This is a genomic window from Mycobacterium sp. SMC-8, assembly GCF_025263565.1.
GTDB lineage: Bacteria > Actinomycetota > Actinomycetes > Mycobacteriales > Mycobacteriaceae > Mycobacterium.
The window spans coordinates 3,948,187-3,966,137 of the sequence record NZ_CP079865.1; the positions used below are offsets into that span (position 1 = coordinate 3,948,187).

The following is a 17,951-nucleotide window of genomic DNA, read 5'->3' on the forward strand; positions in this document are numbered from 1 at the left end:
GTTCAGCGGCGCAGCGTCTCCGACGGCGCCTCGCCCCAGCGTTTCCGGTACTCCACCGCAAAGCTGCCGAGATGGTGGAAACCCCAGCGCTCGGCCACCGCGGTCACCGTCACACCATCGGACGGGATGGCGTCGGCGAGTTCCTCGTGCACCCGCTCCAAGCGCCGCTCACGGACGAACGCCATCGGCGACATGCCGAGTTCGGAGCGGAAGCCCTGCTGAATCGACCGCACGCTCATGTGCACGGCGGTCGCCAGCGAATCCATCGTGATGCGTTCCGCCAGATGGTCGTCGATGAAATCCATCGCCTGCTGGATGACCGTGCGGCGGGGATCCGGGGGTGAGGGCTGGGTGATGTCGGCGTGGTAGTTCGACGGTTGGAGGTGCAGCAGGCTGCTCATCACCAGTTCCTCGACCGGCCCGATCGCGCGACCCTTCTGAATCAGCGAGCCGGCGTGGTAGACCTCGGTGTGCACGAGCTGAACCGCCGCGTGCCAGCGCATCGCCGCCTCGGTGGCCAGGTCGAACTCGGGCTCGAACACCAACGGCCGCGCCAGATTACGGCCGATCAGCCGGGTCACATGGGCGGCCATCGCCTGCTGCTCGATGCGGATCAGCAGTTGCGGGGTGTCGACACCGAGGTCGATGCGCAGCGGCACACCCGGGCTTGAGACCAGTGAGCGCATCGTGCTGGCCTGAAACGTCGAGGACGGGTGGTGAACCGTGGCCACCCCGTTCATCGGCATGTGCACCGCGTAGTAGCGGCCCGACTCCGGGATGTCGATCGAGGCGGGCACGTGCAGGTCGAGGTAGAGCATGCTGACGTTGCGCAGCCGGATGCCGTGCATGGTGGCCGCGAACCCGTCGGCGTCGGCGGGATCCACCGTCAGCGTCAGCGGCGACAAGGCGCGGCCGATCAGCCGCTTCGCCTTGCTGATGTCCTCGGTGTAGAAGATCTCGTGCTCGGTGAGCGCCGGCGGCACCCCGCGCGAACGCACCTTCCGACGGACCGGATCACTCGTGCGCCTGATGTCGATGAAGCCCAAGCGCGTCAGCCGCGACACCGGGACCGCTATTTCCGCGCAAGATAGGGAAGGCTAACTTCGAGGCGGGATAACGGAATTCGCGTCGGCACGGCAACGTCTCCTAAACATCGGACTCGCTTCAGCGTAGTCATGTCTGCGCAATCCTGATAGCGGTTGCGCGAAAGCGATAGGCAGGGCCGCGACGGCTGAGTACGTTGAGGTTCATCCCTCCGCGCGGGGGAGTCGGCAGGGAGGTCGAGTGTGAACACCAACGGTGGGTCGTCAACTCCCGTTCTGGATCCGACCGTCTCCGGACCGTCCGCCGCGCTCCGGGACCGCCTCGACGACCCCCGGGTCGCCGAAGCGCTGGACACGTTGCTCGAGCATGCAGATCTGTTGGCAGTCCTGGTCACCGGGCTCGACGGTTTCGTCCGTCGCGGCGACGACATCACCGCGAACCTGACCTCGGCGATCGGTGAGCTCAAGGGCCAAACCGGTGACCTCGGCGAGTTGTCGGCCAGCCTGGCCGTTCTGACGAGTGGGCTGGTGAACGCGGCGCCGGCGATCAGCACGCTGCTGAACTCCTCACTGACCAAGCCGCAGGGCGCCGACGTGGTCGCCGCCCTCGGCGACGCGCTGGTGTCGGCGCGGCAGTCGATGCCGGCGTCGCCCCGCGGGGTCCGTGGGGTGTGGAAGACGCTGCGCGGCGCCGCCAGGGATCCCGACGTCACACGTGGTCTCGTCTACCTGCTCGAAGTGGCCCGGGCCTTCGGGCGACGAGTCTGACCGCACGCAACGCGGTCCCGCACAACTGAATTCGGGAACTGATTGCTCCGGAGGCCTGCGCTTCCGGTGACCGAGAGGAGTGCTCATGGCATCGGTGCTGTGGTTCCAGGGTGGGGCATGTAGTGGCAACACCATGTCGTTCCTCAACGCCGAGGAGCCCAACGTCGTCGACCTGATCGTCGACTTCGGCCTCGATCTCCTCTGGCACCCGTCGCTGGGGCTCGAACTCGGGGAGAACGCCCAGAAGGTCTTCCGGGACTGCGCCGACGGGCAGCGGCCGCTCGACATCTTCGTGTTCGAGGGCACGGTCATGCAGGCCTACGGCGGCCGCACGGACATGTTCGCCGACCGCCCGATGAAGGACTGGGTCACCGACCTGGCCGGAGCCGCGCAGATCGTCGTCGCGATCGGTGACTGCGCCTGCTGGGGCGGTATCCCCGCGATGGAACCCAACCCGTCGGGGTCCACCGGACTGCAGTTCCACAAGCGGGAGAAGGGCGGCTTCCTCGGCCCCGACTTCCGGTCGAAGATGGGCCTCCCGGTGATCAATGTGCCTGGCTGCCCCGCTCACCCGGACTGGATCACCCAGATCCTGGTGGCGCTGGCCACCGGCCGCGCCGGCGACATCACGCTCGACGACCTGCACCGCCCGGAGACGTTCTTCAAGACGTTCACCCAGACCGGCTGCACCCGGGTGCAGTTCTTCGAGTACAAGCAGTCCACCCTGTCGTTCGGTGAGGGAACCCGAACCGGTTGCCTGTTCTATGAATTCGGCTGCCGCGGTCCGATGACGCACTCCCCGTGCAACCGGATTCTGTGGAACCGGCAGTCGTCGAAGACCCGGGCCGGGATGCCCTGCATCGGCTGCACCGAACCGGAGTTCCCGCACTTCGACCTGGCGCCGGGGACGCTGTTCAAGACGCAGAAGGTCAGCGGCATGATCCCGAAGGAAGTTCCCGAGGGAACCGATCACCTCACGTACATGGGCCTGGCGGCGGCCGCGCGGATCGCGGCGCCGCAGTGGTCCAAAGAAGACATGTTCGTGGTCTAGCGCGTCCGAGGAAGGACTTTTCATATGGCGTCAAAGCTGGATCTCTTCGTCAGCCCGCTCGGCCGCGTCGAGGGTGACCTCGACGTCCGCGTCACGATCGAGGACGGGGTCGTCACCTCGGCGTGGACCGAGGCGGCGATGTTCCGCGGATTCGAGATCATCCTGCAGGGCAAGGACCCTCAGTCGGGACTGGTGGTGTGCCCGCGCATCTGCGGCATCTGCGGCGGAAGCCATCTCTACAAGTCCGCGTATGCCTTGGACACCGCGTGGCGCACCCACATGCCGCACAACGCGACGCTGGTGCGCAACATCTGTCAGGCGTGTGAGACGTTGCAGTCGATCCCGCGCTACTTCTATGCACTGTTCGCCATCGATCTGACCAACAAGAACTATGCGAAGTCGGCGTTGTATGACGAGGCTGTCCGCCGATTCGCGCCGTATGTCGGCACCAGCTACCAACCCGGTGTCGTGTTGAGCGCCAAACCTGTTGAGGTGTATGCGATCTACGGCGGGCAATGGCCCCACTCGAGCTTCATGGTTCCGGGCGGGGTGATGTGCGCCCCCACGCTCAGTGACGTCACCCGTTCCATCGCGATCCTCGAGCACTGGAACGATGCCTGGCTGGAAGGCCAGTGGCTGGGCTGTTCGGTGGACCGCTGGCTGGAAAACAAGACCTGGAACGACGTACTGGCCTGGGTGGACGAGAACGAAGCGCAGTACAACAGCGACTGCGGGTTCTTCATCAGGTACTGCCTGGACGTCGGGCTCGACAAGTACGGCCAGGGGGTGGGCAATTACCTTGCCACCGGAACATATTTCGAGCCGTCCCTGTACGAGAACCCCACGATCGACGGCCGCAACGCAGCATTGATCGGCCGCTCCGGGGTGTACGCCGACGGTCGTTACTTCGAGTTCGACCAGGCCAACGTCCGCGAGGACGTCACGCACTCCTTCTACCAGGGCGACCGGCCACTGCACCCGTTCGACGGCGAGACCATCCCGATCGACCCCGAGCAGGGACGCAAGCAGGGCAAGTACAGCTGGGCCAAGTCGCCGCGCTACGCCGTGGGGGATCTGGGCAATATCCCGTTGGAGGCAGGACCGCTGGCGCGCCGCATGGCGGCGGCCGGACCCGACGCCGCCGCGCATCAGGACAACGACCCGCTGTTCGGCGACATCTACAACACCATCGGCCCGTCGGTGATGGTGCGCCAACTGGCCCGCATGCACGAGGCACCCAAGTACTACAAGTGGACGCGGCAGTGGCTCGATGCGTTGGAGCTGAAGGAGAGCTTCTACACCAAGCCCACCGAGTACGCCGAAGGCAAGGGTTTCGGTTCCACCGAAGCCGCGCGCGGTGCACTGTCGGACTGGATCGTGATCGAGGACAGCAAGATCAAGAACTACCAGGTGGTCACTCCCACCGCGTGGAACATCGGACCTCGGGACGGCTCGGAGGTGCTCGGCCCGATCGAGCGGGCGCTGGTCGGATCCCCGATCGTCGACGCCGAGGATCCGGTCGAACTCGGCCACGTCGCCCGCAGTTTCGATTCCTGCCTGGTGTGCACGGTGCATGCCTACGACGGCAAGACCGGCCGGGAACTGAGCAAGTTCGTGATCAACGGGATGGTGTGAACTGGCGTCACCTGGGACAGATCCCGAAGCTTGCAGCCCGGCGGCATCCCTCCAGCCGCCGGGTTGCGAGCTGCTGGTGATCGGCTGCGGAAATCTGCTGCGCGGCGACGACGGGGTCGGTCCGGTCCTGGTCCGCCACCTGTGGGAGCGCGGCGTGCCCGACGGCGCGAAGCTCGTCGACGGTGGCACCGCCGGCATGGACGTCGCATTCCAGATGAACGGTGCTCGACGGGTGGTCATCATCGACGCGGCGGCCACGGGTTCGGCGCCCGGCACGACGTTCCGGGTGCCCGGTGCGGAACTCGCCGAGTTGCCGCCGCTGCAGGGTTTGCACACCCATTCGTTCCGCTGGGATCACGCGATCGCGTTCGCGCGCTGGGCGCTGGGCGACGCGTGTCCCACCGACATCACCGTGTTCCTGATCGAGGTCGACAGCGTCGAGATGGGGGCCGACCTCTCGGAACCGGTGGCGACCGCAATGGAAGAGGTCCTGGCCATCGTCGAGCGCGACTACCTGGCACCGCTGCGTCCCGCCGGCCGGCGTGAGGTCACGGTCGAGTTCACCGCGGACGGATATCTGCGGCTGGACGCCGAGCTCGCGGCCGCGAGGTTTCCGTCCGACGCCGTGGCCGCGGTGGTGCGTGACGGTGCCTTATGGCTCATCCCGCTGCGTGGCCCCCGAAGCGGCGGACTGCTGCTCAAGCAACGCACACCCGCCGGGGACCGGTCGGTTCTGGTTCGTGAGGTGCTCATGGACCTCGCTATGACGGGCGTTCGGGGCGCATCCTGGGACGATGACCAGTCGGCGTTGCGCATTCCCCTCGGCGACGAACCGAGGCTGGACCGGTGATGCTCGTGAGTGACGACAATGCGCGTGCCGTCGAGGCAGTGGTGGTGCCCGAACGCGGACAGTGGGCCGTCGATGTCGTCGTCGTGTTCGACGACGCGGTGGTGCGCAGACGGATCAGCACGCACCGCACCCGTCGCCGCGCGGATCTGGCGGCCGATCTGATCAAGCGTGCCGCAGAACGGGATCTGCGATGAGTCCCCTGGGAGGGCCGTGACCGACACCGCCGTTGAACCGACCGGGCGAGGCGCCGCGGACCTGGTGGCGCGACCGCAACCACTCGGTGTGTTCGGCCTTCCCCTCGGCTATCTGCTGATCCCCGCCGGCGACGACACCGACCCGGTGCGTGCTGCGCTGCTGGCCGGCCGCCTGCCCGAGGTGTGGCCCGACCGGCTGGCCGGGCACCGGCATGCGCTGGTCGGTGACCGCGACGCTGCGCTGGCGGCACTGGCCGGTGACGATGCCGTGGCGCGCTACAACCGGTTCGTTCTCGATCCCGACTCGGCCGATCCCGACGCGGTACGCGCAGATCTCGGCGAGTTCGGGGTGCTCGTCGACGTGGTGTTGTTCGCGCTCGGACGCAGTGACGAGGTCCCCGGCGCTGACGGACTCGGCGGCGAGCTTGCTGCCGCGGTGCTCGCCACCGCCGCGTCGGCAGCGATCGCCGCGGACGCACCGGCGAAGGCCGTGCAGCTGCTCGACGCGGCCGCAGAGGCGGCGGCGCCGGTGAGCAGACCGCTGGCCGGCGTCCTGCTCGGCGCGGCCGCCGGTATCTGCCGCGACGGTGACGACCCGTCCGCCCTGGCGCGGGTGGACCGGGCACTTGCGCTGCTCGACGGTGCCGACGGGCTGAAGGTCGCTCGCGCCGAACTGCACCTCACCGCCGCGGGCATGCTGCACGAGCAGGCCGCGCTCCGACCTGAGCTGATGCCCTCAGCGATACCGCACTACCACTCGGCACTGCAGTTGATCCGCTGCGAGGACGCTCCGCTGCTGTGGGCCTCGGGTCACGCCGATCTGGCCACCGCCTACCTGACGATGCCGATGGTGGAGGCGTCGAGCCAGCTGCGGCTGGGCATCGCCGCGCAGTCGTTGCGCCAGGCGCTCACGGTGTTCACCCGCGACGAGCATCCGCAACGGTGGGCGAGCGTGCAGCTGAATTTGGCGAACTCGTTGGTGTACAGCCCCTCTCGTCACCGCCAGGAGAACCTTGTCGAGGCGGTTGAGATCTACGAGGCCGTGCTGGATGCCCGCGACCGGGACGTCGACCCGCACGGGCGCGCACGGGTGCTGGCCAACCAGGGCAACGTGCTTGCCCATCTCGGTCTGTTCGACCAGGCGAAGGCCAGGCTGTACGAGGCGCGCTTCCTTTTCGAGGAGCACGGGGACACCGAATCGGTCCGCGCGGTGCGCGGCGTGCTCGACGAGATCTCCCGCGAGGGCGCCCGATGACTGCCGTGGACGCAGGCGCAGCCGATCTCGAGGTTCTTGCCAGGCGTGTCGATGCTGCGGTCGCGGCACTGGCCGAACTCGACCCGACCGCGCGGGCAGCGGCTGAAGAACTCAAGGCGGCCGTGGAGGAAATCCATCGCGCCGGGCTGACGACGATCGTGGCCCGGATGCGGGCTGACGACGCTGCGCGGCCGCTGCTGTTCGATCTGGTCGACGACCCTGTGGTCCGGATGCTGCTGACGCTGCACGGCATCATCCGGCCCGATCCGGTGACGCTGGCCGAGCGGGCGCTGGCCGCCGTTCGCCCGCAACTGCACAGCCATGGTGGGGACGTGACGCTGGTGCGGGTCGACGACCGCGTGGCGTTCGTCCGGCTCGAAGGGGCCTGCAACGGTTGTTCGATGGCCTCGGTGACTCTTCGCGAGCTCGTCGAAGCCGCTCTGTTGCAGGGTGTTCCGAATCTGGAGGCGGTCGAGGTGGTGTCCGGCGAGGCCACACCGACGCTGATACCGGTCGAGGCGCTGCGGATACCGCCCAGAGCGGAGGCGGACGGATGGGTGAACGTCGGCCGCGTGGACTCGATCGCCGTCGACGAGATCCGGGTCCTCGGCGGCGACGTCCTCGTGGTCAACATCGGACAGAAACTGTCGGCTTTCTACAACGAGTGCGCCCACGAGGCGCTGCCGCTCGGCGATGCGGTCTTCGACGCCACGGCGGGCACGCTGACGTGTCCGTGGCACGGGTTCTGCTATGACGCGGAGTCGGGGGAGTGCCTGTCCGCGCCGGGGGTGCAACTGGAGCAGCTACCGTTGCGGATCGACGATGGGGATGTCTGGGTTCGGACCGGCCGATGAGCCGTTACACGGTGCGGCACACCATTGCCGGGCGGCCTGCCGGCCACTCACCGGAAGCGCCGCCGGCCGAGGACAACAGCGGCGGCTGGCGACCGCTGCGCTGGCTGGGAGCACCAGCGCCGGGTGGGTTGGCGTTGCCCCAAGCGACCCCAAGCATGGCCTGGATGTATTCGCCGCGTGGGGTTTTCGTCGACGACGAGCACGTCGTCGTCGCAGACTCCGGCAACCACCGCGTCCTGATCTGGCACGGCCTGCCGGATAGCGACGAGCAGGACGCGGATGTGGTCCTCGGTCAGCCGGACGGGATTTCGGAGGGCCGTGCGGCGGGAGGCCGCGGGCCCGAGCGCGGGATGAACCTGCCGACCGGCGTCGCGATCATCGACGGCCGGCTGATCGTCGCCGACGCGTGGCATCATCGGTTGCTGATCTGGAACCGGGTGCCCGAGTCCGACGATGTGGCACCCGACGTGGTGCTCGGGCAGCCCGACGCCGGATCCGTGGAACCCAATGCGGGCCGGGCCTGCTCGGCGGGGACCTTCTACTGGCCCTTCGGATTCGCAAGGCTCGGTGACCGGTTCTGGGTGGCGGACACCGGCAACCGGAGGGTGTTGGGGTGGAGCGGCGGCATCCCGGAACCGGGGCAGGCGGCGGACATCGTGCTCGGGCAGCCGACGGCGAGTGCCAGGGAGGAGAACCGGGGCCAGGCGGTCGGACCGGCGAGCTTTCGGTGGCCGCATGCGATCGCCGGGACGTCGGAGCTGCTGCTGGTCGCCGATGCCGGAGATCATCGCGTGCTCGGCTGGTCACCGCACCCGGCCGCCGATGCTCCCGCGAATCTCGTTCTGGGACAGCCTGATTTCGTCACCGCGCAGGAGTGGCCCTATGGCCCGCACACCGGTGACAGGTTCCGGTTCCCGTACGCGATAGACCTCGACGGTGGCTGCGTCGTCGTGGCGGACACGGCCAACAATCGAATCCTGGTGTGGGACGGTGTGCAGGCGGGGGCGCTCGGGGGTCGGCCGGCCGATCATGTGCTGGCCCAACCCGACTTCGGGTCCAACGGCGAGAACCGCTGGTCGCTGGTGGGGCGCGACACCCTCTGCTGGCCGTACGGCGTGAGCCTGCACGGCGATCTGTTGGCCGTTGCGGACTCGGGCAACAACCGCGTCATGATCTGGAGACGATCTTGAGGCCGCTGATCGTGCAGGACGACGGCCAGATCGGTTTCTACTGGACGACATCCGACGGAGCGCCCACCACGCTGCACGTGCTCGTCGGCGAGGACGACGAACCCGACCGGTTGGTGGCGACGCATCTGTCCGCGCTCGACGATTCGCTGATCGATGCTTCCCGGCGGTTCGGGGAGCTCCTCGGCGGCGGGCGGAGGCCGACGGTTCAGGACCGTCAGGATCTGGGCGAGCTCTATCGCAGTGTGGACCGGGCGTGCCTGGACTATGCGCGAGCAGTGGAGCGTCTCGGACTCGCGCCGGATTCCAGGGCCGGCCAGATCATCGGCACCGCAGTGCTGATGTCGATTCTGGCCCGACATCCGTTGGACATGCTAGGGCCGGCCCCCCTTGACGGTGAACTCGACGAACCGAAGCCAGGTGTCGTCGGCGGATACGGCGAGATGGCGCAGGTGGACCATGCCCGGCCGTGGAAAGGCGGCCGCTGGGTGGTGCGCACCGAGGCGGGCACCCGGTTGCCGCTGACGTTGTCGATGTTGCTGTACGACAGCTCGGGCACCAACAAGGACGCCGCACGCCGTGAGCACTGCGAGGCCATGCAGAAGGTGGTTTCATCTGCAGCGCAGACCGATGCCGATCCCTACGACGTCGCGTGCGCGCTGGACTGGTTGTTGTACGACTGGCTGATGGCCCACCGCGACGGTCCCGACAGCGCGGAGATCGTCCTCCCGAAGGGCCGCGACGGTGATGCCACGGTGCTGGTGGCCGCTGCGGCGGCCTCCGTCGCTGCGCGGGCCACCTTCGATCCGGCCCTGGTGTGCTGAACCTCAGGCAGGGGTCAGCGTCACGTTGTGCAGCGCAACGGCCACGTCGCTGGGCAGAATTTCGACGAACGTCGGCACGTCCCGCAGGGCCGCGCCCATTCCGATGATGTTCCCCGGAGATGTTGGCGCACAGGGGAAGTCGCTGCACCGGAACCAGCGGCCGGGCGGGCTCTGGTAAGGCTGCATGCTGGGGGACTGGTCTACGCGGTAGTGCCCGGGCGGGATGTACGCGGTCGCCCAGCCGTCGCGGGGCTGGGTGGTGACACCGAAGACGCCGTTGCTGCCGTACGGTGCCGCGGCCGCGGGCGCCGCGGACAGCACGCCGCCCGTCAACGCACATGCAGCAGCCAAGGTGAGCGCCGGCGCCCGCCGGAAGCCACGAGTCATCCCATGAGACTAGCCGGGGTGTGGAACGTGGCAGCGTCTTACGGACCCGGAGTCGTATGGAATGGGCGCGCGCTTCCGGTCGAGGCCGTGCATCCTCGGCAAGCATGTCGTTTTTCGTAGCAAGACAGGCAGAGCAAGTGAACCAGCACGGCCCGGTCATTTCACCACTGACTGTTTACTGCCGATTCGGCGAAAAGAGGCCGTCCTGAGTCGGTTTCGCGCGGCCGTTTTTTGTCGGTGGGTGCTGGGAGGATGGGGTTATGTCCTCGAGGGTCCCGACTGGTACTGGCACTGGTGGTGTGGTGGGTCAGTCTGATCGTCTTGAGGCGTTTTTCGAGGAGTTGGGGGAGTTGGCGGGTCAGCGCAACGCCATTGATGGGCGTATCGCGCAGATCGCTGCCGAGATCGATGGTGCCGGGTTGTGGGGGTTCACCGGTGTGCGGTCGATGGAGGGGTTGATCGCGTGGAAGTTGGGTACTTCGTTTCGTAACGCCGAGACGATCGTGGCGGTGGCGCGCCGGCTTGGGGAGTTTCCGCGCTGTAGCCGGGATTTGCGGGAGGGCCGGCTGTCGTTGGATCAGGTCGGGGTGATCGCCGAGGGCGCGGGGGCGGGTTCTGACGATCATTACGCCGAGTTGGCCGCCCATTCGACGGTGGCCCAGTTGCGTATCGCGGTCAAGCAGGAACCCCGCCCCGAACCCGAACCCGGCTGTGACCCCGAATCCGGCTGTGACCCTGAGTCGGACCCTGAATCCGACTCTGAGGCCGAGGCCGAGTCCCGGTCTGAACCCGCGGTCAGGCCGGATCCCGCGCCGCGGGCGTCGATCACCAAGACCAGTGATGAGCAGTACACCTATTGGCGGATCGCGTTGCCCCATGATGAGGCGGCGACGTTCGACACGGCGCTGCGGTCTCATCACGAGGCGTTGGTGGCGCAGTGGAAACGCGACCACAACATCACCGACCACGCCGACGGCCACGACACCGACCACGACATCACCGACCGCGGCTACGACACCGGCGATCGCGGTGAGGGTGTGGGGCGGGCGCCGTTGCCGGACACGGTGGCGGCGTTCTGGGCGCTGGTGAAGGCGGGCTGGGATGTTGAGGTGGCGCGGCGCCCGCATGGGCAGCACACCACGGTGGTGATGCATGTCGATGTCAAAGACCGCATCGCCTCCCTGCATTTGGGGCCGGCGCTCTCGGCTGCCGATCGTCGGTATCTGTCTTGTGATGCCACGTGTGAGGTGTGGTTCGAACGCCATGGGCAGGTCATCGGTTCCGGGCGCACGACCCGCACGATCAGCCGGCGGTTGCGGCGGGCGTTGGAGCATCGTGATCGCACGTGTGTGGTGCCTGGGTGTGGGGCCACGCGGGGGTTGCACGCCCATCACATCCGGCATTGGGAAGACGGCGGGCTGACCGAGTTGGACAACCTGGTGCTGGTCTGTCCCCACCACCACCGGTTGCATCACCGCGGCGTCCTCACCATCACCGGACCCGCCGAGCGGCTCACAGTCACCGACAGCACCGGCCGACACCTCGAACCCGGGTCACTGGCCCGTCCCCCGACCCAACCCCCACCCGAAGTCGCGCCCTATCGTGGGCCGTCCGGCGAACGGGCTCAGTGGAAGTGGTACACACCCTTCCAACCCCCACCACCCACCACCAACTGATCCTTGGGAGCGCCCCAGGTCAGCGCCGACGCCTGCAGATCGACCGCGGGGACCCGGCAAAGTCAGCGGCGGCGAGCGAAATTCCTGAGGCCTGAGCTGGGACGCTAGGGTGAGCCCATGCGAGTGGGAGTGCTGGGCGCCAAGGGCAAGGTGGGCGCGACGATGGTGGCGGGCGTCGAGGCCGCCGACGACCTGACCTTCACCACGGGTGTCGATGCCGGCGACTCGCTGTCCGCGCTCGTGGACAGCGACACCGAGGTCGTCATCGACTTCACCCATCCCAGTGTCGTCATGGACAATCTGAAGTTCTTGATCGACAACGGGATTCATGCGGTCGTCGGCACCACCGGCTTCACCGACGAGCGCCTCGATCAGGTCAGGGAATGGCTTGCGGCCACACCGGGCGCCTCGGTGCTCATCGCGCCGAACTTCGCGATCGGCGCCGTGCTGTCGATGCACTTCGCGCAGCAGGCCGCCAAGTACTTCGAGTCGGTCGAGGTCATCGAACTGCACCATCCGCACAAGGCTGACGCGCCGTCGGGAACCGCCATGCGGACCGCCCGCCTCATCGCCGAGGCACGAAAAGGCATGCCGCCCAACCCGGATGCCACCAGTACCGGTCTCGACGGCGCCAGGGGAGCGGACGTCGACGGCGTCCCCGTGCACTCCGTGCGGCTCGCCGGCCTGGTCGCACACCAGGAAGTTCTGTTCGGCACGCTCGGAGAGACGCTGACCATCCGTCACGACAGCATCGACCGCACCTCCTTCGTACCCGGTGTGCTGTTGGCCGTGCGCAAGATCCGGGAACATCCGGGTCTGACGATCGGCATCGAATCCCTGCTCGACCTGACATGAGTGACGGGGCGCGCGCCCTGCGCACACAGCTGATGATCGGCTTCATGTGCGTCGCGCTCGTCGTGTATTTCGTCCTGCTCGGGCGGGCGGCGTGGATCTTGATCTCCTCGGGGGAGCCGGCGCCGATCGGGCTCGGGGCGGCCATCCTGATCCTGCCCGTCATCGGAATCTGGGCGATGGTGGCGACACTGAAAGCCGGTCTGGCACATCAGAGACTGGCGCGGCTTGCCCGCGAACAGGGAATGGAGCTCGACATCAGCGACCTGCCGCGAAGGCCGTCTGGCCGTATCGAACGCGATGCGGCCGACGCGTTGTTCGGCGCGGTGCGCGACGAACTGGAGGCCGACCCCGAGAACTGGCTCCGCTGGTACCGGCTGGCACGCGCGTACGACTACGCCGGTGACCGCGGCCGCGCTCGGGAGACGATGAAGAAGGCGGTACTGCTCGAGGAGTCGGCCCGATGAGCAAGACGCTGCTGATCGTGCACCACACCCCGTCGCCCCACTGCCACGAGATGTTCGAGGCGGTGCTCGCCGGCGCGACGGATCCCGAGATCGAGGGTGTCGAGGTGCTGCGCCGTGCAGCGCTGACGGTCTCACCGGCCGAGATGCTGGCCGCCGACGGCTACTTGCTGGGCACTCCGGCCAACCTCGGTTACATGAGCGGCGCGCTCAAGCACGCGTTCGACCAGTCGTATTACCCCCTGCTGGATTCGGCGCAGGGCCGGCCGTTCGGGATGTATCTGCACGGCAACGAAGGCACCGAGGGCGCTGAGCGGGCACTCGCAGCGATCACCGGTGCGCTCAAGTGGGAGAAAGCCGCCGAAACTGTGATCGTCTCCGGCAAGCCGACCAGAAGCGACTTGGAAGCGTGCTGGAATCTGGGTGCGACAGTGGCCGCGACACTGATGGTCTGACGAAGGAGTCTCATGCCCGGCATCGCCGAAATCGCCCTGGCCGGCGCACCGATCGCAGGTGGTGCGCTGCTCGGTCTGGCCGCGGGGAACCTGCGTCCGCCTGACGTGCGCGCTGTTGACCGTCCCTCTGTGTGACGACCACGGCGGGGGTGATCGTCATTGAAGTTGTCGAAATCCCGGGTCGGGGACGGCGGTCGTCTGCATCATCAGCGTGCCCACGAACGGACCCCGCGCTGGTCTGCTCGCGCAGAGTCCATTTCGGCTCCGGCGCGATGCCGAATCCCGAGATCGTCACAATCGGTGACGGCGGACGCGTCGATTCTGCGGTCGCCCAACACGAACTGACCCCTATCCCGGTTCCCGGGTGATAGGTAAGGCTGGTGGATCATGGACTGGCTCTGCGGTGATCGTCGCGCGCACCGGCGAACTGGCCGAGAAACTGCTCGCCGCCGGCGAACTCCGCTGCCCGCGGTGCCGCGACGGCCAGCTGACTTCTTGGGGCTACGGCAGGCGGCGCTCCGTGCGCGATCACGACGGGACCACGATCACGGTGCGCCCCCGCCGCACGCGATGCCGGTCCTGCTCGTCAACGCATATCGTGATGCCCGCCGCTCTGCAGCCACGCCATGCCGACACCACCGCAGTGATTGGAACAGCATTGCTGCACAAAGCAAATGGACTCGGACACCGGCGTATCGCGGCGACCATGGGGCGGCCGGTGTCCACCGTGCGCCGCTGGCTTCGCCGACTACCGCCAGAGCACCTGGACCGTCTCGCACGCGACGGGACCGAGCAGCTGCTCGCCCTGGACCCCGACACGTTCACCGCGCTGCGCTACCGAGGGAACATGTTGCACCACGCGCTGTCGCTGTTGTCGGCAGCGGCCTACTGGGACCGCCGCCGCTACGCCCTCGGTGAGCCGCCGTGGACCCTGATCGGGATGTACACCCGCGGCCGCCTTCTGGCGCCACCCGGCTGACCCTCCGACGTCCCCGCGCTGCCGCCGGGGGCGTCATCACCATGCCTGCCGACAGTCGTCACCATGACGACCACCGCGTCGCCGCGACGATTACCCCGTCACAATGCAGACCGACCCCCGAAATCACGTCTGCATCCACAGTGACGCCATCGTCTGCATCCTGAGCGACGGCCAACACGCGCGGCGATCGCCAAGGACCTGGATCTTTTGGACCGACTCCCGGCTGACCAGGCGCAGCGTCGCGCCGAACTTCAGCGCATCATCGACATGCGCATCGACGGCCTGATCGCCGCCGCCGACAAGAGCCGCGAGCTCCGTGAACTGGCGGCCTCCTACCAGGGGAACTGGCGCGACATCGTGGTGTTCATCTGCGCCATTCTGTTCACCATCGTCTGGTGGAACGTCGAGCACTCCCGCACGAACTGGCTTGTCATGTTCGTCGTGCTGATCATCCTGACGGTGCTTGCCGGGATCTACGCCGCGCGCGGCGCGTTGCGGGCCGTCACGACCTACTTGGCGCGCAGGCGGCGCCCCTAGCCTAAAGTGATGGACCCCAGCCTCAGTAGTGGTAGGTGTCCGACGGGGCCGGGATGTGAGTGGGCTCGTCGACGTCGTTGAACTCTGACGGTTCGATGTCGTATGCGCGCGCAAGCTCCAGGATCTTGTTGGCGCGGGCGATGCGCGGAAGATCGGAGCCATTGCGGATCTCGCCGCCGTCACGCTCGTACTCGATGAGAAACTCCTTCGCCCAGGCGATCTCCTCCGCCGACGGGGAGAGCCCCTCGTTGACGGTCAGGCACTGTTCGGGGGTCAGGCAGATCTTGCCGGTCATGCCGAACTCCGCTGACACGGCAGTGGCCTCGCTGAGCTTCTGTGCGCTGGACCCGACGGTGGGACCGTCGATCGCGCTCGCCAGATGAGCGGCTTTCGCAGCGATCGTGAAGCGCGACCGCGCGTAGGCCAGCGTCATCGGGTTGTCACCGAAGCCGGTGTCGCGCCGGAAATCGCCGATACCGAACGCCAAGCGGAAGGTGCCCTTAGCAGAGGCGATCTCGTTGATTCGCTCCAGGCCGCGCGCGGTCTCGACGAGCGCGACGATCGGCACGCCGGGCAGGCGCTTGGCGGTCTCGGTGACATGGTCGACCGACTCCACCATCGCCAGCATGACCCCGCCCACCGGGCTGCCCGCCAGCATCTCCAGATCACCGGCCCACCACTCGGTGCCGAACCCGTTCACCCGGACCCAGTCGGTGTGGCCCTCACCGAGCCAGCGCATCACGTTGGCCCGGGCCGCGGCCTTGTCCTTCGGCGCGACGGCGTCCTCGATGTCGAGGACCACGATGTCGGCCCTGGAGTGGGCGGCCGCGTCGAAGCGCTCGTACTGCGCACCGTTGACCAGCAACCAACTGCGGGCCAGCACGGGGTCTATCCGCCGGCCCTGCTCACCGAACGCCGATTCACCGAAACTCTGGTCGTACACGCAGCTCAGACTAGGTGACTGTTGAAGAAAGAACGCATCGCGTCCCAGTGCCGGCGCGCGGCGGGCTCGTCATAGGGCCCGTTGTCGGGCACCGCGAACCCGTGAAACGCCGAGTACCACTCGATGGTGTGCTCGACGCCGGCATCGGTCAGCGCCTTCTCCAGTCGTTCACCGTCGGCGGTGGTGAACGACCGGTCGCTGCGGGCCGCACCGATGTAGACCGCGGCGCGGATCTTGTCGGCGAGCAGATGCGGGCTGCTGGTGTCGTCGGTGGCCAGGCCGCCCCCGTGGAAGGACATCGCCGCCGCGACCCGATCGGGGACCCGCCCGGCCACCACCAGCGACGTGCGGCCGCCCATGCAGTACCCGGTCGTGCCGAACGACGCGCCCCGGACCTCGGGCCGGGCCGCCAGGTAGTCGAAGAACGCGATCGCGTCGGACGTCATGATCTCGGGGGTGATCTTGGAGATCATGCCGAACAGTCGACGACGCTCGGCCTCGTCCTCGAACACCGTCGCCATCGTGAACGGCGCCCAGTCACCGTCGCGGTAATACACGTCGGGCACGAGCACGGCGTAGCCGTAGCCGGCCAACCTGTCCGCCATCGCGCGGAAGGTCGGTCGGGCGCCTCCGGCGTCGGGATACATGACAATGCCGGGCCACGGCCCGTCGGAGTCTGGCGTGTGCAGGCTGACGGGGCAGGCGCCGTCTGCGGTGGTGATCGTATCGGTGATCCTCGGCATGGGTTCCGTTCTACCTCAGCCGGGTCGACGCACGCTGTGCGTGCCCCGACCACCATAGGGAAACACCCGATTTATCGCGGACATACCCGATATAGCGTCCCGTCCCGGAGGGCAGACCACGCTGTCGGCACTTCAGCAACCGGCGAGATATTTGAGGCAGCGGAGCGTGAGCATGGTGGGGACACTGCGTACCGAGACCCTCACGATCGTGTGCGCAGTTGTTGTCGCATCCTCTGGCTGCGGCGGTCAATCACAGAGCGGATACGCCGCGAGTCCGGCCCCGCGGCCGGCGTCATACGACGGCCTGTTCAGCGGTCCGCAACCGTGGACCACCGACGTCTCCGGAGCAGAAATATCCGACCGCAGCGACGCGATCGTGCAGGCGCTGAGCAGCATGGGCGGCTGGGGCGGCGACAACGCTCTCCAGATCGATTTCTCCATCCCTGTCTTTTTCGCCGACGGCGACACGCCGCGCCGCCAGGTGGTCGGCACCGACGACTACTGCTGGGGCGGTGCGGCATGCGACAGCGTTCCCGCCGAGATGCCGGTTCCGCTGGACGCCAACATCGAAGGGTCACCGGATCTCACGTGTGACGCGTCAGGCGACAGCGCGGGGCAGGGTGACTGTCATCTGCTCGTCGCCGACCGCGACGGCCGGAGACTCTACGAGACCTATCAAGCCACTGCAGAAGGTGAAACCATCACGGCGCAAGGTTTTTTCGTATGGGATCTCGACAAGAAGTACCCGCCGACCCTACGCGGCGACCAGTGCACGAGCGCTGACGCCGCCGGCTTCCCGATCGCCGCTCTCACCCCGACCGCCGACGAAGTTGCCTCTGGCGCAGTCGATCATGCGCTTCGGTTCATACTCCCGAACGACAGAATCAAGGAATCCGTCTACGTCCGACCAGCCACCCATGCCGGTGGTCCGACAAGTGCCGATCCAGACGCACCTCCCTACGGCGTGCGGTTTCGGTTGAAGTCCGGCTTCGACGAATCGGACTACTCGGAAGGGGAGAAGGTGATCCTGCGGGCACTCAAGACGTTCGGCATGCTGCTCTCCGACGGGGGAGAGATCCCGCTGACCTTCGCCGACGATCGAACCAGCGCCGCGAAGTGGGCCGACCTCGGGATCGACGCGCACTCGTTCGACGCGATCGGCGTCGACCAGTTCGACGTCGTCGGATTGGGCGACGAAATCCCGCTCACCTACGACTGCGTGCGCAATTCGTGACAACTGCTGATCAAGGGGGT

General features: G+C 67.4%; 21 protein-coding genes. 17 read left to right on the forward strand and 4 right to left on the reverse strand.

The window, feature by feature from the left end; genetic code table 11:
• Nucleotides 1-2: 2 nt before the first annotated feature.
• A complete protein-coding gene (locus tag KXD97_RS19110; RefSeq protein ID WP_260751612.1) occupies nucleotides 3-998 on the reverse strand; it encodes an AraC family transcriptional regulator in 996 nt (331 codons plus the stop codon).
• 288 nt (nucleotides 999-1,286) lie between these two features.
• Between KXD97_RS19110 and KXD97_RS19115 the strand changes: the two genes are divergently transcribed.
• The 9 genes from KXD97_RS19115 (at nucleotide 1,287) to KXD97_RS19155 (ending at nucleotide 9,661) form a co-directional block, all read left to right on the forward strand.
• Nucleotides 1,287-1,811, forward strand: coding sequence for a DUF1641 domain-containing protein (locus tag KXD97_RS19115; RefSeq protein ID WP_222881196.1), 525 nt, complete (start codon nucleotides 1,287-1,289; stop codon nucleotides 1,809-1,811).
• Nucleotides 1,812-1,896: 85 nt separating this feature from the next.
• Complete coding sequence (locus tag KXD97_RS19120) at nucleotides 1,897-2,862, forward strand: hydrogenase (protein ID WP_222881197.1); 966 nt, start codon at nucleotides 1,897-1,899, stop codon at nucleotides 2,860-2,862.
• A gap of 24 nt (nucleotides 2,863-2,886) precedes the next feature.
• Nucleotides 2,887-4,497 (forward strand): nickel-dependent hydrogenase large subunit, encoded by a 1,611-nt coding sequence (locus KXD97_RS19125; protein ID WP_105388585.1) that lies wholly within the window; start codon nucleotides 2,887-2,889, stop codon nucleotides 4,495-4,497.
• A gap of 76 nt (nucleotides 4,498-4,573) precedes the next feature.
• Nucleotides 4,574-5,347 carry a hydrogenase maturation protease gene (locus KXD97_RS19130; protein WP_222881198.1) on the forward strand — a complete coding sequence of 258 codons (774 nt, stop codon included), beginning with the start codon at nucleotides 4,574-4,576 and terminating at the stop codon, nucleotides 5,345-5,347.
• Complete coding sequence (locus KXD97_RS19135) at nucleotides 5,347-5,541, forward strand: hypothetical protein (protein WP_260758059.1); 195 nt, start codon at nucleotides 5,347-5,349, stop codon at nucleotides 5,539-5,541. The genes KXD97_RS19130 and KXD97_RS19135 overlap by 1 nt, the downstream gene beginning before the upstream one ends.
• Before the next feature lie 16 nt (nucleotides 5,542-5,557).
• Nucleotides 5,558-6,796, forward strand: coding sequence for a hypothetical protein (locus tag KXD97_RS19140; protein WP_260751617.1), 1,239 nt, complete (start codon nucleotides 5,558-5,560; stop codon nucleotides 6,794-6,796).
• Nucleotides 6,793-7,650, forward strand: coding sequence for a NifU family protein (locus tag KXD97_RS19145; RefSeq protein ID WP_260751618.1), 858 nt, complete (start codon nucleotides 6,793-6,795; stop codon nucleotides 7,648-7,650). Before KXD97_RS19140 ends, KXD97_RS19145 begins: the two co-directional genes overlap by 4 nt.
• Entirely contained in the window at nucleotides 7,647-8,840 is a 1,194-nt protein-coding gene (locus tag KXD97_RS19150) for an NHL repeat-containing protein (protein WP_222881201.1), read from the forward strand. The genes KXD97_RS19145 and KXD97_RS19150 overlap by 4 nt, the downstream gene beginning before the upstream one ends.
• Nucleotides 8,837-9,661: a hypothetical protein gene (locus KXD97_RS19155; RefSeq protein ID WP_222881202.1), complete on the forward strand. Its 825-nt coding sequence runs from the start codon at nucleotides 8,837-8,839 to the stop codon at nucleotides 9,659-9,661. The genes KXD97_RS19150 and KXD97_RS19155 overlap by 4 nt, the downstream gene beginning before the upstream one ends.
• Nucleotides 9,662-9,664: 3 nt before the next feature.
• On the opposite strand, the gene KXD97_RS19160 is transcribed toward KXD97_RS19155, so the two are convergent.
• A complete protein-coding gene (locus tag KXD97_RS19160; RefSeq protein WP_260751620.1) occupies nucleotides 9,665-10,048 on the reverse strand; it encodes a hypothetical protein in 384 nt (127 codons plus the stop codon).
• Between the two features lie 260 nt (nucleotides 10,049-10,308).
• Between KXD97_RS19160 and KXD97_RS19165 the strand changes: the two genes are divergently transcribed.
• The 7 genes from KXD97_RS19165 to KXD97_RS19195 all read left to right on the forward strand — a co-directional run bounded on the left by KXD97_RS19165 (nucleotide 10,309) and on the right by KXD97_RS19195 (nucleotide 15,011).
• The gene (locus KXD97_RS19165; protein WP_260751622.1) at nucleotides 10,309-11,724 is read left to right on the forward strand and encodes an HNH endonuclease signature motif containing protein; all 1,416 of its coding nucleotides are present in this window, start codon (nucleotides 10,309-10,311) and stop codon (nucleotides 11,722-11,724) included.
• Between the two features lie 117 nt (nucleotides 11,725-11,841).
• On the forward strand, nucleotides 11,842-12,579 hold the full coding sequence (dapB, locus tag KXD97_RS19170) for a 4-hydroxy-tetrahydrodipicolinate reductase (RefSeq protein ID WP_260751625.1): 738 nt from the start codon (nucleotides 11,842-11,844) through the stop codon (nucleotides 12,577-12,579).
• Nucleotides 12,576-13,043: a hypothetical protein gene (locus KXD97_RS19175; protein ID WP_260751626.1), complete on the forward strand. Its 468-nt coding sequence runs from the start codon at nucleotides 12,576-12,578 to the stop codon at nucleotides 13,041-13,043. Before dapB ends, KXD97_RS19175 begins: the two co-directional genes overlap by 4 nt.
• Nucleotides 13,040-13,495 carry a flavodoxin family protein gene (locus tag KXD97_RS19180; RefSeq protein ID WP_260751627.1) on the forward strand — a complete coding sequence of 152 codons (456 nt, stop codon included), beginning with the start codon at nucleotides 13,040-13,042 and terminating at the stop codon, nucleotides 13,493-13,495. Before KXD97_RS19175 ends, KXD97_RS19180 begins: the two co-directional genes overlap by 4 nt.
• Before the next feature lie 12 nt (nucleotides 13,496-13,507).
• Nucleotides 13,508-13,630 carry a hypothetical protein gene (locus KXD97_RS19185; RefSeq protein ID WP_260758288.1) on the forward strand — a complete coding sequence of 41 codons (123 nt, stop codon included), beginning with the start codon at nucleotides 13,508-13,510 and terminating at the stop codon, nucleotides 13,628-13,630.
• A gap of 268 nt (nucleotides 13,631-13,898) precedes the next feature.
• Nucleotides 13,899-14,474 (forward strand): DUF6431 domain-containing protein, encoded by a 576-nt coding sequence (locus KXD97_RS19190; RefSeq protein ID WP_260751629.1) that lies wholly within the window; start codon nucleotides 13,899-13,901, stop codon nucleotides 14,472-14,474.
• Nucleotides 14,475-14,627: 153 nt separating this feature from the next.
• Nucleotides 14,628-15,011 (forward strand): hypothetical protein, encoded by a 384-nt coding sequence (locus KXD97_RS19195; protein ID WP_260758060.1) that lies wholly within the window; start codon nucleotides 14,628-14,630, stop codon nucleotides 15,009-15,011.
• Between the two features lie 22 nt (nucleotides 15,012-15,033).
• On the opposite strand, the gene KXD97_RS19200 is transcribed toward KXD97_RS19195, so the two are convergent.
• Both KXD97_RS19200 and KXD97_RS19205 read right to left on the reverse strand, forming a co-directional pair.
• Nucleotides 15,034-15,954, reverse strand: a complete 921-nt coding sequence (locus KXD97_RS19200; protein WP_396884406.1) for an HpcH/HpaI aldolase/citrate lyase family protein — start codon at nucleotides 15,952-15,954, stop codon at nucleotides 15,034-15,036.
• 5 nt (nucleotides 15,955-15,959) lie between these two features.
• Nucleotides 15,960-16,697 carry a dienelactone hydrolase family protein gene (locus KXD97_RS19205; protein WP_260751630.1) on the reverse strand — a complete coding sequence of 246 codons (738 nt, stop codon included), beginning with the start codon at nucleotides 16,695-16,697 and terminating at the stop codon, nucleotides 15,960-15,962.
• A 166-nt stretch (nucleotides 16,698-16,863) separates the two neighbouring features.
• Here KXD97_RS19205 and KXD97_RS19210 point away from each other — a divergent pair, with 166 nt between their 5' ends.
• Nucleotides 16,864-17,931, forward strand: coding sequence for a hypothetical protein (locus KXD97_RS19210; RefSeq protein WP_260751633.1), 1,068 nt, complete (start codon nucleotides 16,864-16,866; stop codon nucleotides 17,929-17,931).
• The last annotated feature ends 20 nt before the right edge of the window (nucleotides 17,932-17,951 follow it).